The 13,946-nt window shown below is 74.2% G+C and carries 13 protein-coding genes; 7 read left to right on the forward strand and 6 right to left on the reverse strand.

Translation table 11 applies throughout. The features are described 5' to 3' along the window. Positions 1 to 38 precede the first annotated feature (38 nt). Both ABZ449_RS10795 and ABZ449_RS10800 read left to right on the forward strand, forming a co-directional pair. Complete coding sequence (locus ABZ449_RS10795) at positions 39 to 605, forward strand: sigma-70 family RNA polymerase sigma factor (protein ID WP_360343534.1); 567 nt, start codon at positions 39 to 41, stop codon at positions 603 to 605. Next, positions 602 to 1,819 (forward strand): zf-HC2 domain-containing protein, encoded by a 1,218-nt coding sequence (locus ABZ449_RS10800; protein WP_360343537.1) that lies wholly within the window; start codon positions 602 to 604, stop codon positions 1,817 to 1,819. Before ABZ449_RS10795 ends, ABZ449_RS10800 begins: the two co-directional genes overlap by 4 nt. A 32-nt stretch (positions 1,820 to 1,851) precedes the next feature. Here ABZ449_RS10800 and purU read toward each other — a convergent pair whose 3' ends face one another. Beyond that, a complete protein-coding gene (gene purU, locus ABZ449_RS10805; protein ID WP_360343540.1) occupies positions 1,852 to 2,718 on the reverse strand; it encodes a formyltetrahydrofolate deformylase in 867 nt (288 codons plus the stop codon). Between the two features lie 110 nt (positions 2,719 to 2,828). Then, entirely contained in the window at positions 2,829 to 3,263 is a 435-nt protein-coding gene (locus ABZ449_RS10810) for a hypothetical protein (RefSeq protein WP_360343543.1), read from the reverse strand. Positions 3,264 to 3,518: 255 nt separating this feature from the next. Between ABZ449_RS10810 and ABZ449_RS10815 the strand changes: the two genes are divergently transcribed. Further along, the gene (locus ABZ449_RS10815) at positions 3,519 to 4,817 is read left to right on the forward strand and encodes an ABC transporter substrate-binding protein (protein WP_360343546.1); all 1,299 of its coding nucleotides are present in this window, start codon (positions 3,519 to 3,521) and stop codon (positions 4,815 to 4,817) included. Positions 4,818 to 4,924: 107 nt separating this feature from the next. Here the strand turns inward: ABZ449_RS10815 and ABZ449_RS10820 are convergent, their stop codons facing one another. Together ABZ449_RS10820 and ABZ449_RS10825 are read right to left on the reverse strand one after the other, a co-directional pair. Continuing rightward, complete coding sequence (locus tag ABZ449_RS10820; protein WP_360343549.1) at positions 4,925 to 6,121, reverse strand: hypothetical protein; 1,197 nt, start codon at positions 6,119 to 6,121, stop codon at positions 4,925 to 4,927. 222 nt (positions 6,122 to 6,343) lie between these two features. Then, positions 6,344 to 7,720, reverse strand: a complete 1,377-nt coding sequence (locus tag ABZ449_RS10825) for a transcriptional regulator (RefSeq protein ID WP_360343552.1) — start codon at positions 7,718 to 7,720, stop codon at positions 6,344 to 6,346. 306 nt (positions 7,721 to 8,026) lie between these two features. Here ABZ449_RS10825 and ABZ449_RS10830 point away from each other — a divergent pair, with 306 nt between their 5' ends. Beyond that, positions 8,027 to 8,740, forward strand: coding sequence for a bifunctional DNA primase/polymerase (locus ABZ449_RS10830; protein ID WP_360343555.1), 714 nt, complete (start codon positions 8,027 to 8,029; stop codon positions 8,738 to 8,740). 459 nt (positions 8,741 to 9,199) lie between these two features. Here the strand turns inward: ABZ449_RS10830 and ABZ449_RS10835 are convergent, their stop codons facing one another. After that, on the reverse strand, positions 9,200 to 9,892 hold the full coding sequence (locus tag ABZ449_RS10835; protein ID WP_360343558.1) for a metal-dependent transcriptional regulator: 693 nt from the start codon (positions 9,890 to 9,892) through the stop codon (positions 9,200 to 9,202). 221 nt (positions 9,893 to 10,113) lie between these two features. Between ABZ449_RS10835 and ABZ449_RS10840 the strand changes: the two genes are divergently transcribed. The 3 genes from ABZ449_RS10840 (at position 10,114) to ABZ449_RS10850 (ending at position 13,011) form a co-directional block, all read left to right on the forward strand. Continuing rightward, positions 10,114 to 10,878, forward strand: coding sequence for an SIS domain-containing protein (locus ABZ449_RS10840; RefSeq protein WP_360343561.1), 765 nt, complete (start codon positions 10,114 to 10,116; stop codon positions 10,876 to 10,878). A 295-nt stretch (positions 10,879 to 11,173) separates the two neighbouring features. After that, complete coding sequence (locus ABZ449_RS10845) at positions 11,174 to 12,091, forward strand: DUF4231 domain-containing protein (protein WP_360343564.1); 918 nt, start codon at positions 11,174 to 11,176, stop codon at positions 12,089 to 12,091. A 23-nt stretch (positions 12,092 to 12,114) separates the two neighbouring features. Beyond that, on the forward strand, positions 12,115 to 13,011 hold the full coding sequence (locus ABZ449_RS10850) for an alpha/beta hydrolase (protein WP_360343567.1): 897 nt from the start codon (positions 12,115 to 12,117) through the stop codon (positions 13,009 to 13,011). Here ABZ449_RS10850 and ABZ449_RS10855 read toward each other — a convergent pair. Then, the gene (locus ABZ449_RS10855; RefSeq protein ID WP_360343570.1) at positions 12,982 to 13,944 is read right to left on the reverse strand and encodes a D-glycerate dehydrogenase; all 963 of its coding nucleotides are present in this window, start codon (positions 13,942 to 13,944) and stop codon (positions 12,982 to 12,984) included. The genes ABZ449_RS10850 and ABZ449_RS10855 overlap by 30 nt on opposite strands. Positions 13,945 to 13,946: the final 2 nt, after the last annotated feature.

Here is a 13,946-nt window from a genome sequence, read left to right on the forward strand (position 1 = left end):
GGGTAAGCCAGCGAACCCGGTCAGGAGGGTGGTTCCCGATGGCCACCCCGGAGCGGACCCCGCGCTGGGACGAGCAGTTGCAGCGCCGCCTCGCCCGCGGCGAGGAGACGGCGCTCGGCGAACTCTACGACCAGCTCGCGCCGATGGTGCACGGCCTGGCCGGACGGATACTCGCCGACCAGACGGCCGCAACCCAGCTCACCCGGGAGGTCTTCGCCCACGTCTGGGAGCACCCCGAGGACTTCGACCCCGACCAGGGCACCCTGCGCTCCTGGCTCGGCGCACTGACCCACCACCGCGCGGTCGAACGGCTGCGGGCACGGCGGGCCGCCGAACGGGTGCCGGGCGCGGAGGCCGAGATCCGCGCCGTGGCCACCGCCGCGCGGATGCAGTACGTCGTCGACTCCCTGCCCCAACCCCTGCGTGAGACCATCGCGGTGACCTACTACGACGGCCGCACCTACCGCGAGACGGCCCGGCTGCTCGGCATCAGCGAGCAGGCCGCCAAGCAGCGGATGCGGCTCGGTCTGGAGCTGCTGGCCACCGAACTGGCCGACGAACGCGCCCGCCAGGACGGAGCCGGGGACGGGAACGGGGAGACGTGAGCAGCACTGAGGAGCAGCACGACGCCCTGCGCTCGCTGCTCGGCGCGTGGGCCCTCGGCGCCTGCCCGGCCCGCGAGGCCGCCGAGTTGGAGCAGCACCTGCGGGACTGCCGGGAGTGCGCCGAGGAGGCGGCCCGGCTGCGCGAGGCGGCCGGCTGGCTCTCCCTGGACGAACCGCTGGACCAGCCCGGCTCGCTGCGCCAGCAGGTGCTCGACTGGTGCCTGGCCCGCCGGCCGGCCGAACTGCCCGTCCCCGCCTGGGGCGTGCCGTACACGGTGGAGACCGCCAAGCTCGACGCGCTGCTGCGCGACCTCGGCCCGGAGGAGTGGCAGGAGGTGGCGGAACTGCCGTGGCACGGCGGCACCGAGCGGTTGCGCCCGGCCGAGGTGCTGGGCCATCTGACCGCGGTGGACGGCTTCCTGGCGCTGGCGCTCGGTCTGCCCGACCCGGTGCCGGCCGTTCCGGGTCCGCCCACCGCGCCGGCCGGGCGGCGGGTGCCCCCGCAGGAGCCGGCCGCCGGACCGTCCGTGCCGCGCGTCCCGCCGCAGGGCGGCCCGTACGCCGGGATCACCGCGCGCACCACCCGGCTGATCGCCGAACAGGCCGGGCTGGCACCGCAGTCGGTGCGCTCCCGCTGGCGGCGGCAGGCCCACGACCTGGTGCGCAGCGCCGCGCTCGCGCCGCAGGGCAACACCCCGGTCGACTACGGCTTCGCGGTGCTGCCGCTGCGCGACGCCTTCGTGGACCGCGCCTTCGAGTGCTTCGTGCACGGCGAGGACGTGGCCCGGGCGGTCGCCTACCCGTACGATCCGCCGGCGCCGCAGCACCTGCGGCAGATGGTGGAGCTGGTGGTCCGGCTGCTCCCCCGGGCGCTGGCCGGGCAACGCGCGGCCCGCCCCGAGCACGCCGGGGCGCCTGGTGCGCCGGAGGGCGGGGTCCGGACGGCCCGGCGGGTGCGGCTGATGGTCGACGGCCCGGCGGGCGGCGAGTGGCTGATCGCCCTGGACGGCGGCGACGGCGACGACGACCGCGCCGGTGGCACCGGCGGCCCGCCCGGCGGGGAACCGGTGGCGTCGATGGTGCTGGACGGCTTGGAGCTGTGCCAGCTGGCCGCCGCACACCGCGACCCGGACCGGCTGCCGGTCGGCGAGCACGGCGACCGGGCCGCGGTCCGCGAGGTGCTGCACGCGCTCCCGCTGCTCTCCCGGCCGTAGCGGGACCACCGCTACGGCCGGCCGACCGCGGTCTACGCGAAGACGACCGTACGGGCCCCGTCCAGCAGCACCCGGTGCTCGCTGTGCCACTTCACCGCGCGGGCCAGCGCCTGGCACTCGACGTCACGGCCGAGCGCGACCAGCTGGTCGGGGCTGACGTCGTGGGTGACCCGGGCCACCTCCTGCTCGATGATCGGGCCCTCGTCCAGGTCGGCGGTGACGTAGTGCGCGGTGGCGCCGATCAGCTTCACGCCGCGCGCGTGCGCCTGGTGGTACGGCTTGGCGCCCTTGAAGCTCGGCAGGAAGGAGTGGTGGATGTTGATCACCCGGCCGGACAGCTCGGTGCACAGCCGGTCGGAGAGCACCTGCATGTAGCGGGCCAGCACGACCAGTTCGACGTTCTCCGCGGCGACCAGGTCGAGCAGCTGCCGCTCGGCCTCGGCCTTGGTGTCCTTGGTGACCGGGATGTGGTGGAACGGTACGCCGTAGCTCTCGGTCAGGTCCCGCAGGTCGGTGTGGTTGGAGACCACCGCGGCGATCTCCACCGGCAGGGCGCCGATCCGGGTGCGGTAGAGCAGGTCGTTCAGGCAGTGCCCGAACTTGCTCACCATGAGCACGATCCGCATCCGCTCCTCGGTCGGGTGGATCTGCCATTCCATCCCGAAGGAGGCGCCGATCGCGGCGAAGCTGGCCCGCAGCTTGTCGGCGGTGACCGGCTCGGGGGCGGAGAAGTGCACCCGCATGAAGAAGAGCCCGCTGTCGGCGTCCCCGAACTGCTGGCTGTCGATGATGTTGCAGCCGGTCATGAAGAGGTAGCTGGAGACAGCGTGGACGATGCCCTGCTTGTCGGGGCAGGACAGCGTGAGGACGTGCTGGGCGCTGGCCGGCTGCTGTTCCACTGGGGGTATCCCGTTCTGAGCTCGTGACGTGCGTGGACGGTCCAGCGTGTCACATCCCGGACACCCGCCGCCCGGCTGCCCGTACTGCGGGACGGCGGGTGCCCGGGTGGTCAGACCTGGGTGAGGATGCGCAGCACGTCCAGCGACTTGGGCGCCGCGTCCGGGTCGTCCCCGTCGCCGGCGGCCAGCGCGACGTGCGCCTCGCGGGCGGCCCGGACGGTCTCCGGCCAGCCGGGGTGGCCGAGGTACGCGGAGGCCGGGGCGTCCGCACCGACCTCGTGCAGCATCTGCACGGCCCGCAGCACCGCGACGTCCACCAGCGCGGCCTCGGCGGAGTCACGGAGGATCGTCCCGATGTACTTCTCGGCCGACCAGCGGTCCAGCCAGGTGTCCTCGACGAGGCGGTAGACGGCGTCGGTCACGTCGCCGTACCCCTCTCGGCCGGTCAGCCAGGTCTCCTGCTGGAAACCGGGGTCGGAGAGCATGTGCAGCGCCGAGCGCAGTCGGGCTCGCCAGCGCCACCAGGGCAGGTCGTTGAGCGGCATGCCGCCCATCGTGCTGGAGCGGTGGCCCGGACGAGAAGGGTTTCGGGCGGACCGGTACGAAGAATCTGTGCTGGCGGACATGGTGAACGATCGTACGTTCCCCGCCTGTTCGTACTCCACTCGCGATCTACACGCGTACCGCTCCGGATTTCGGCGGCCGTTTGCCATCCGTTCGCATTTCGGCCCTCTCGCCTTGTGACGCCGGGGCTTGGCTTGCTCCGGTGCGCCGGAGTGCGCCCCAGAGAGGGAATGCCGATGACCAGCCGAAGGGACTCGTTCCAGGCCCGTCCCCAGATCGGGCGCCGCCGCCGACGCCCGATCGCAGCCGCCGCCACCGCCGCGGCCCTGCTCCCCGCCCTCTTCTCGGCCTCCGCGTGCGGCGGACCGGCCGATGCCTCGACCAGCGGCACCGATCTGACCGTGATGACCTGGGCCCCGGCCGGCACGGGCTCCGCCGACCGCCCGGGCATGACGGCGCTCGCCTCCGCCATCGGCCAGGACGCCAACACCAAGGGCGGGCTGAACGGCCACCGGCTGCGAGTGATCACCTGCAACGAGCACAACACCGCGGACGGTGCCCGCGCCTGTGCCCAGCAGGCGGTGGACGCCAAGGTGGTCGCCGTGATCGGCTCCTACAGCCAGTGGGGCGAGGCGTTCATGCCGGTGCTGGAGCGCTCCGGCATCCCGCTGATCGGCGGCTACGGGCTCTCCCAGCCGGAGTTCTCCAGCCCGCTGTCCTACCCGGTGGACGGCGGCATGCCGGCGCTGATCGCGGGCAACGGCCGCCAGCTGGTGGACGCCGGCTGCAAGTCCGTCTCCCTGGTCCGCCCGGACACCCCGGCCGGCGACAACCTGCTCGGCTACCTGGGCACCGCGCTGCGGCCGGCCGGGATCAAGCTGACGGACGTCAAGGCGCCCGAGCAGTCCTCCGACTACACCCCGGTGATCCGCAAGGCGATCGGCAAGGACGAGCCGGGCAACTGCATCACCAGCGCCCTGGCCGCCGAGCCGACCGGCAACCTGTTGGACTCCTACCGGCGGCAGAACGCGAAGAACACCCGGATCGCCTCGGTGATCGGCAGCGTCCAGCAGTCGGTGGTGGACTCCACCGGCGGCGACTCCGGCCCGCTCGCCGGCGCCTACGTCACCAGCTGGTACCCGCCGGAGTCGGCGAAGATCTGGGACGGGCTGCGCTCGGTGGTGCGCACCGACACCACCGGCGGACACCCCATCGACGTCGCCGACCCGGGCGTGCAGACCACCTGGGTCGCGTACGAGGTGTTCCGGACGGCGGTGCAGAAGCTGGCGGAGTCCGGCCGGACGATCACCCCGAAGACGCTCTCCTCGCTGCTGGACAGCGGCGAGGGCATCGACGTCGGGATCACCCCGCCGCTCAACTGGGGCACCACCAACATGCTGCCCAGCAGCGGGTCGCCGCGGCTCGTGAACACCTGGGTCACCTACCAGGTGGTCAAGAACGGCCGGATGACCCTGCAGCAGCCGGGCTTCGTGGACATCCGCTGGGCGCTCACCGGGGGCCGTCCGCCGGCCTGACGCGGACCGCCCGGGGCGAGGGGGACGGGTCTTTCCGGCCGGTCCCCCTCGTCGTTCACGGGCCGCCGTCGTTCACGACCCACTGCCGTTCACGGGCCCGCCCGTGCTCACAGGTCGCCGTCGCTCCGGTTGGGCAGTCCGGTCTGGGCGGCGATCGCGTTCCAGAGCGTGGCGGCCTGCTTCTTCGCGGTGGTCGCGGTGCCGCTCGCCTGGACGGCGTTCTTGTAGTGCTGGTTGTCCTGCTTCTTCGCGTCGCAGGAGCCCTGCGCGTCCTGCGCCCAGGCCGCGTACTCGTCGTCGGCCTGGGCCGAGGCCGTCCAGGCCGCGTTGAGCTGGTCGACCAGTTGCTGGCCGCCGGGCAGCTTGTCGGCCTTCAGCTGGCCCAGCTTGCCCTGGAGCTCGCGCCGCTTGCCGGCCGCGGCGGTCAGCGCCTGCTGGGACTCGGGCAGCTTGTCGCACTTCTGCACCGAGGCGACCGCGGAGACCACCGAGCTGCGGCTGTCGCTCGCGGTGCCCAGCAGGTCCGACAGCGGCTGCGCCTGGGCCTTGACCTCCGGGTCGACGGCCGCGCCGGAGCCGCTCGCGCTCGGCGCCCCGGGGGTGGTGGCGCCGGAGGTGGCGGCCACCGGGGTGGTGTTCTTCTTGTCGTCCTTGGGCTCGCCGCCGCCGATCAGGACGGCGACCAGGATGCCGGCCGCCGCACAGCCCGCCACCACGCCGCCGATGATCAGCTTGTTCGACGGACGTCCGCCCCGGCCCGAGCCACCCGCCTGGGTCGAGTCGTACCCCTGGCCGTAGTCCTGCGCCTGCTCCGGGGCGTACCCCTGGTGATAGTCCTGGGCCGGGTAGGCCGGCTGCGGCTGCCCGGCCGGCGGGTAGGCCTGGTACCCGGGCGCGGGCTGCGGGTAGCCCGGCTGGGCCTGCGCCGCCGGGTAACCGGACTGGGCGTGCGGGTCGCCGACGGGGTACGGCGGGAGGTGCTGGGTCTCCGGCGCCGGATCGTGCTGCGGGACGCCGTACCCGGGCTGCGGCGCGCCCCACGGGGCCTGCCCCGGCAGCGACTGGCCCGGCATCGGCTGGCCCGGCATCGGCTGCGCGGGCATGGCCTGGGTCGGCAGCGCGTGCCCGCCCTCGCCGAGGTACTCCGGCTGCCCGGACGGCTGCCCCACCGGTGGCACGGCCGAGTGGGCCTGCGGCGGCCCCGGCTGCCCGTGCGGCTGCCCCTGCGCCTGGCCGGGCTCGGGGCGGAAGAGGTCGTCCAGGTTGAAGTCACCGGAGTTCGGGTACGAGCGGCGCTGACTCAACGCGATTCCTCACCTGTGCAGGACCGCGCACTGACGGCGGACCACACCTCGTCGGTTCTTGGGAGCATCACAGTTCCTTGGACGTCGCGCCCACGCTACCGGTTCGCCTCACCGGGTGACCACGTGGGCGGGACATCCGTCACGCTCCCTGCACAGACGATCCGCGACCGCCCCGGGCCCGGGGACGGAACCGGCCCCGGCCCCGGCCCCGGCGCGGAACGGCTAGGCCGCCTCGGCGTCCGCACGGGCGTGGAACTCCCGGACCACCCGCTGCTCCCGGTACGGCTCCAGCCGGCGCCGGAACTCGTCCAGGTACTCCACGCCCCGGTTGGACCGCAGCCCGCTCAGCAGCCGGACCGCCTGGGCGCCCGTCTCGCAGGCGCGTTCCAGGTCCCGCTGCTGGAGCTGGGCGGTGGCCAGCAGGACGAGGTCCACCGCACGGCGCCGGACCCGGGTCGGCGGGTGCAGGTCGAGCGCCCGGCGGGCGTAGTGCTCGGCCTGGCCGGCCTGCTCCAGGTCCCGGTGACAGTGGGCCAGCTCGTCCGCGAGGTAGGCGTCGTCGAAGTGGGCGATCCAGTCCGGGTCGTCCTCCGGGCGGCGCTTCTCCATCATCTCCAGCGCCCTGGCCGACACCAGCTCGCAGGAGCGGGCGTCGCCGAGCAGGGCGTGGCCGCGGGCCTCGGCGGCGTAGAACATCGCCATCGCCGTCGGGGTGGCCACCGAGCGGGCGCCTTCCTGTGCGGCGCGGGCGAGTTGGGCGATCTCCCGCGGGTTGCCGAGGGTGGCCGCCAGGTGGCTCATCGAGGCGGCCAGCACGTAGCCGCCGTAGCCGCGGTCGTCGGCGGCCTGAGCCAGTCGCAGTGCCTGGATGTAGTAGCGCTGGGCGAGGCCGGGCTGCCCGGTGTCCACCGCCATGTAGCCGGCCAGTTCGGTCAACCGGGCCACCGCGGCGAAGAGTTGGCGACCGGTCTCCTCCCGGTAGGCGCCGCCGAGCAGGCCGGAGACCACCGAGTTGAGGTAGTGCACCACCACCGGTCGCACATGGCCGCTGCCGAAGCGGTGGTCCAGGTCGACCAGCATCGTGGTGGTCGCCCTGATCGCGGCCACGTCGGTCGGACCGACCCGGGGACCGCCGGCCCGTGCCACCACCGGGTCCGGCGGGGTGATCAGCCAGTCCCGGCTGGGCTCCACCAGCGCGGAGGCGGCGACCGTCGCGCCGGTCAGGAAGTCCCGCCGGCCGACGTCGCTGCGCCACAGCTCGCAGACCTGCTCCAGGGCGGCACCGATGGTCGGCGCGAACTGGAGCCCGATGCCGGAGCTCAGGTTCTTGCCGTCCGCCATGCCGATCTCCTCGACCGACACGCTGCGGCCGAGCTTGCGGCCCAGGGCCTCGGCGATCACGGCCGGCGCCTGCCCGCGCGGCTGCTGCCCGCGCAGCCAGCGGGCCACCGAGGTCTTGTCGTACCGAAGGTCCAGCCCGTGCTCGGCACCGCAGAGGTTGACCCTCCGGGCCAGGCCGGCGTTGGAGCAGCTGGCCTCCTGGATCAGTTGCTGCAGACGCTCGTTGGGCTGTCGTGCGACGAGTGGTCTCGCGGCCATTGGGCTTCGCCTCCCCACACCCTCCGGTCCCGGCCGGCGGGCGACGATTCTGCTGATCTGTTGCCGACTGTCCGACCGTCCAAGGAATCTGACACCAGGTTAGCGATCAGCAACGCCAGCGGGATACCCACGGTGACGAACCGCACCCCCCTTGCGCCCTGGGAAATGCTTCCGTGCGCCCCCGCTGCGCCTGCCCTCGGCCCCACCAACTCGGTCGACTAACCGGAACGGGTGACATTGCCGGGATGCACCCAACCGGGCGCCTTCGGGCCGTAACCAGCCTCACACACGGTAGTTGAGTACCCCGTGGAAGACATCCCCGACGCCTCGGACCGGAACGAGAAGGCCGCCGCGCCACCCTTACTCGTCGAAGCCGTCGGCTACGCCGAGACCCGCCACTGGGAGGTGGCCCCGGGCGCCTGGCTGATCGACGACGGCGGTGGCGGCGTCCGCTGCTCCTGCGACGACCGCCGCTGCACGCTGCCGGGCGCCCACCCGCTGGACCCGGACTGGGCGCGGACGGCCAGCGCCGGTCCCGGCGCGGTGCGGAGCTGGTGGACCGACCGGCCGCAGGCGTCGATCCTGCTGCCCACCGGACGCTCCTTCGACGTGCTGGACGTCCCGGAGACGGCCGGCTGCCTGGCACTCGCCCGGATGGAGCGGATGGACCTCCAGCTCGGCCCGGTGGTGGTCCAGCCCGCCGCGCCCGGGCGGATCGGACGGCGGCTGCACTTCCTGGTGCTGCCCGGGGCCGCGGCCAGGCTCCCCGAGATGCTCCGCCGGCTCGGCCGGCCGCCGGGCCGGCTGGACCTGGTCGCCCGGGGCGAGGGGGACTGGACGGTCGCCCCGCCGTCCCGGATCGGCTCCCTCGGGTACGCCCAGTGGGCCCGCTCCCCGTCGGCGCTCAACCGCTGGCTGCCGGACGCCGCCGAAGTGATCGGCCCGCTCGCGTACGCCTGCGCCCGCGAGACGCCCTCGGCCCGCGCCGCCCGAACCTCCCAGCCGGCGCCGGTGGGCTGAGTTCCGCCCCCTGCCCCCGGCCCCTGGAACGGCCGCCCTCCGCCGATCGGGTGAGGGTGCGCACCGCGCGACACAACGCGCGCGAGTGACGGGCCTTGTCTCCCACCGGAGACGGGGCCCGTCATACGCATTTCCGGATAAGGCCTCCGTGTACCCGCTGGTCAACCGGCAAAGCCCCTCGTACGAGTGACAGCACTCAAGGATTGCCATGATCGACCGAGGGGAGGAATTGCGATGTGTGGGGACGCCGGCAGGGGCGCTCGGACGGGGAAGCCGGGCGGCGGCGACGGAGGGGAACGGGAGGGAGCGGGAGGGGACGGAGGGGACGGGGAGGACGAAGGGGCCCGCTGCACATGGGGGTACCTCCCGGCCGAAGGCTGGGGGAGAGCAGCGGGCCCCTTCGCCGTAGGGTCCCCTTCGTCGTAAGGTCCCCTTCGTCGTACCGGAAGCGGTACGGGCTCAGGCCTGGGCGACGAAGACGTGCTGGGCGATGTCCTTGCCCAGCTCCGCCGCGTTGTCCCCGGTGCCGACCAGCACGCCGCCGACGCCGGCGCTCACCTTGACCGTGGAGCCCGGCCGGACGCCGGCCCGGCGCAGGGTGCTCATCAGCGCGCTGTCCGTCTGGATCGGCTCGCCGATCCGGCGGACCACCACGTCGGCCCCGGTCTCGCCCGGCTTGACGGTGTCCAGCGGGACGAGCCCGGCGTCGAAGCCCTCGCCCTCGGCCTTGGTGTCGCCCAGCTCGTCCAGGCCCGGGATCGGGTTGCCGTACGGCGACTGGGTGGGGTGGCCGAGCATGGCGAGCACCTTGCGCTCGACCGTCTCGCTCATCACGTGCTCCCAGCGGCAGGCCTCCTCGTGCACCTGCTCCCACTCCAGGCCGATCACGTCGACGAGCAGGCACTCGGCGATGCGGTGCTTGCGCATGACGCGCACCGCGAGCCGGCGGCCCTCCTCGGTCAGCTCGAGGTGGCGGTCCCCGGCGACCTGGAGCAGCCCGTCGCGCTCCATCCGGCCGACCGTCTGGCTGACCGTGGGACCGCTCTGTTCGAGCCGCTCCGCGATCCGGGCGCGCATCGGGACGATGCCCTCCTCCTCCAGCTCCAGGATGGTGCGAAGGTACATCTCAGTGGTGTCGATCAGCCCAGACATCGCCGCTGGCTCCGTTCTTCGGTGTCCTCACCGCCAATTCTGACGTACCGGACCGACAACCGGGCCCGCCCCGGGGCTCCGGAGACCCGTTTTGTTCCTGTTGACAACGATGCCGCCGGGGCGCGACCGTGCTCGCCGAAGCTTTCTCCACCGGCGGTCCGGGCCACCCCGACCACCCCACCCGGCCGGATCCCCCACCCGGCAGAGAGCGAAGGCAGCAGATGAACGACCTGGTCGGCCGGTACTTCGACGCCGCGATCTCCCACCTCCAGCGGGTCCGCGAGGAGGAGGCCGACACCATCGAGGCCGCCGCCGCGCTGCTGGCGGAGGCGATGACCGAGGGCCGCCGGGTCTTCACCTTCGGCGCCGGGCACTCGGCGCTGCCGGCCCAGGACGTGGTCTACCGGGCCGGCGGGCTGGTCCCGATGAACCTGCTGAACGTGCCCGGGATGGCCGGGGTGACGGTGATGCCGGCGCCGCTGTCCAGCGCCCTGGAGCGGGTCTCCGGCCTGGCCACCGCCACCCTGGACCTCACCCCGGCGACCGCCGGGGACCTGCTGTTCGTGATCTCGCTCTCCGGCCGCCAGGTGATGCCGGTCGAGCTGGCCCGGTACGCCCGGGACCGCGGCCTCAAGGTGATCGGAGTGACCTCGCTGGCGTACCCGGAGCAGGTGTCCTCGGCGCACCCGACCGGCACCTACCTGAAGGACCACTGCGACGTGGTGCTGGACAGCAAGATCGCGGTCGGCGACGGCGAGCTGACCCACCCGGGCGCCGAGACCACCTTCGGTCCGGTCTCCACCATCGTGACCAGCGCGCTGATGCAGGCCGTGGTCGCCTCGGCGGTCGGTCGGCTGGCCGACCGGGCGGCCGCCGGGGAGTGCCCGGCGCCGCCGCTGTTCCGTTCCGGCAACGTCCCGGGCGGAACCGAGTGGAACGCCAAGCAGATGGCCGAGAACGCCGAGCGGGTCTTCTACACCTACTGAACCCGCCGAGCCGCGCCCGCCGGCCCCGCACGCACCGGTCCGCGCTCCGCCGGTCCCCACCGGCCTGTCGCCCGCGCACGCCCGTCGCCCGGCGCGCGCCCCCGCCACCCCCCGCACGCTGGGTACCGGGTCGAACACGGGGAGTACCGGACAATCCAGCGGGACTTCCCGGCCACATCCGGCCGCCCCGGGCGTCACCAGGCGTACCGGCGAGTCCGCCGGGGCAGGAGAGCGGTGCGACCGGAGCGACTGGTGGGGGCCGAACATGGCGTCTGTTGCGGGACGGACCGGGTGGGTGCGCGAGCGGGACCTGCTGCCCGAGTTCTTCTGGGCCGCCGACGCGGCCTCGCTGCGCGGGCAGCGGCGCTCGGTGCTGCTCTCGGCCTGGGAGCTGGTCCTGCTGGTGGTCGCCGCGGCGACCGGTTCGGCCGACGGCGAGCCCTGGGCCTGGCCGGCGGCGGCCGCCTACCTCGGCGCGATCGCGCTGGCGGTGGTGATCAGCCGGCAGAACCCCCAGGGCCTCTGGTACGAGGGGCGGGCGGCCGCCGAGTCGGTGAAGACGCTGGCCTGGAAGTACGCCGTCCGGGCCGACGCCTACCAGCCCCCGCCGCGCGCCCTGCCGGACGCCGAGGGCCTGTACCGCTTCCAGCTCGCCCGGGTGCTCGGCGCGTTCCGGGACAGCCCGGCGGCCGTCCCGGACGCCGGGGTGGAGGTCACCCCGGCGATGCGCGACCTGCGCGAGCAGCCGCTGGCGGTGCGCCGCGAGGTGTACCTGGCCGAGCGGATCCAGCTCCAGCACGACTGGTACCGCGCCAAGGCCCGCCACTGCGCCCGCGCCGGGTACTGGGCCGGGGTGCTGGGCGTGCTGCTGCCCGCGCTCGGCCTGGTGCTCGCCCTGCTGCGGGCGCTCGGCGCCTTCGGCTACGACGCGCTGGGAACGGTCTCGGCGGTGGCCGCCTCGGTCGCCGCCTGGGCGCAGCTGCGCCAGTACCGGCCGCTGGCCGCCGCCTACGCCCTGGCCGCCGAGGAGCTGGCGCAGATCCAGCGCCAACTCGCCCGGCTGGACCTGGAGTCGATGGAGGCCGAGGAGATCTGGGCCCGGCTGGCCCGGGACGCCGAGGACGCGATCTCGCGTGAGCACACCACCTGGCAGGCCCGCCGGGAGGTCCGCACCACCACCGACCGGGAGCACGCAACCGACCCGGAGCACTGAGGAGGCCGCAGGTGTCGTTACGGATGGTCAAAACGGCGGACGACCGCGCGCTCGCCGTCGAGTCCCTCGGCGACCCGCGCGGCCGTCCCGTGTTCCTGCTGCACGGCATGCCCGGCAGCCGGGTCGGCCCGCACCCGCGCAGCACCGTGCTGTACCGGCTGGGCGTCCGGCTGATCTCGTACGACCGGCCGGGCTACGGCGACTCGACCCGGCTGTTCGGCCGCCGGGTGAGCGCGGCGGCCGCGGACGTACGGACCATCGCGGACGAGTTCGGGCTGGACAGCTTCGCGGTGCTCGGCCGCTCCGGCGGCGGCCCGCACGCGCTGGCCTGCGCGGCGCTGCTGCCGGGGAGGGTCAGCCGGGCGGCGGTGCTGGTCGGCCTCGCGCCGCGCAACGCGGCCGGCCTGGACTGGTACGCGGGGATGACGCCGTCCAACGTCCGCGCCTACAAGGAGGCCGAGCGCGGGCACGGCCGGATCGCCGACGCGATGGAGTTCCGCTCCCGGCAGATCAAGGACGACCCGGTCCGGCTGCTGAACGGGCTGCGCACCGAACTCTCCGCCGCCGACCGCGAGGTGGTGGCCGACAGCGGACTGCGGCGGATGCTCCAGAGCAACTACCGGGAGGCGTTCCGGCACGGCGCCGACGGCTGGATCGACGACGTGCTGGCCTTCACCGCCGACTGGGGGTTCGCGGTCGAGTCGGTCCGGGCGCCGACCTGGCTCTGGCACGGCGCGGACGACCAGTTCTCGCCGGTCGACCACTCCCGCTGGCTGGCCGACCACATCCCCGACGCCGAGCTGTTCCTGGAGCCCGGCGCCGCGCACTTCGGGGCGTTCCGGGTGATGACCACGGCGCTGGCCTGGGCCGCCGGGTGGGGCGGCCCGGGCTCAGACCTCCACCGGCGTCAGGGGCGCTGAACCGCCCAGCACCGCCAGCACGTTGTCCACCGCCAGGCCGCCCATCGCCTGCCGGGTCCGGACGGTGGCGCTGCCCAGGTGCGGGGCGAGCACCGCGCGCTCCTGGGCGAGCAGCGCGGACGGGACGGCCGGCTCGTGCTCGAAGTTGTCCACGGCGGCGGCGAACAGCGCGCCGGACTCCAGCGCGGCGGCCAGCGCCTCCTCGTCCACCACGCCCGCGGTCATGCTGACCACCACCGCGCCGCGCGGCAGCAGGGCGAGCCGGCGGGCGTCCAGCAGGTGCCGGGTCCCCTCGGTGAACGGGCAGGTGACGACCAGCACGGTGGAGGTGGCGAGCAGGTCCTCCAGCGGCTTCCAGTCGGCGCCCTCGGCCTGCTCGGCCGGCAGTTCGCGGCGGTTGTGGTAGCTGACCGGCATGTCGAAGGCGCGGGCCCGGCGGGCCACCGCCCGGCCGATCCGGCCCATGCCGAGCACGCCCAGCGGGGTGCCGGCCAGCTCCAGGCCGAGCAGGAAGTTCGGCGCCCAGGTCCAGGGCGTGCCGGAGCGCAGCAGCCGCTCGCCCTCGCCGAGCCGGCGGGTGGCGGCCAGCAGCAGGGCCCAGGCCATGTCGGCGGTGGCGGTGGTGAGCACGCCCGGGGTGTTGGTGACCAGGACGCCGCGTTCGGCGCAGGCGGCGACGTCCACGTTGTGGTAGCCGACGGCGTGGTTGGCGACGACGGCCAGCTGCGGGCCGGCCGCGTCGAGGAACTCGGCGTCGACCCGGTCGTCCAGGGTGGTGATCACGGCCCGCCGGCCGCGGACGGCGGCCAGCAGGTCGGCCCGGTCCATCGCCAGGTCGGAGTCGTGGCAGGTGACGGCGTGGTGCTCGGTGAGCCGTTCGAGGACGCCGGGGGCGAGGCGCCGGGTGACCAGGACCGGGGGCGGGGTGCTCATGA

This window comes from Kitasatospora sp. NPDC005856, assembly GCF_040629945.1.
Classification (GTDB): Bacteria; Actinomycetota; Actinomycetes; order Streptomycetales; family Streptomycetaceae; genus Kitasatospora.

What these genes read in the sequence shown, in the direction of transcription:
- ABZ449_RS10795 (WP_360343534.1), top strand. Translation starts at nt 39, where the DNA reads ATGGCCACCCCGGAGCGGACCCCGCGCTGGGACGAGCAGTTGCAGCGC.
- ABZ449_RS10810 (WP_360343543.1), bottom strand. Translation starts at nt 3,263, where the DNA reads ATGCCGCTCAACGACCTGCCCTGGTGGCGCTGGCGAGCCCGACTGCGC.
- ABZ449_RS10815 (WP_360343546.1), top strand. Translation starts at nt 3,519, where the DNA reads ATGACCAGCCGAAGGGACTCGTTCCAGGCCCGTCCCCAGATCGGGCGC.
- ABZ449_RS10825 (WP_360343552.1), bottom strand. Translation starts at nt 7,720, where the DNA reads ATGGCCGCGAGACCACTCGTCGCACGACAGCCCAACGAGCGTCTGCAG.
- ABZ449_RS10835 (WP_360343558.1), bottom strand. Translation starts at nt 9,892, where the DNA reads ATGTCTGGGCTGATCGACACCACTGAGATGTACCTTCGCACCATCCTG.
- ABZ449_RS10840 (WP_360343561.1), top strand. Translation starts at nt 10,114, where the DNA reads ATGAACGACCTGGTCGGCCGGTACTTCGACGCCGCGATCTCCCACCTC.
- ABZ449_RS10850 (WP_360343567.1), top strand. Translation starts at nt 12,115, where the DNA reads ATGGTCAAAACGGCGGACGACCGCGCGCTCGCCGTCGAGTCCCTCGGC.
- ABZ449_RS10855 (WP_360343570.1), bottom strand. Translation starts at nt 13,944, where the DNA reads ATGAGCACCCCGCCCCCGGTCCTGGTCACCCGGCGCCTCGCCCCCGGC.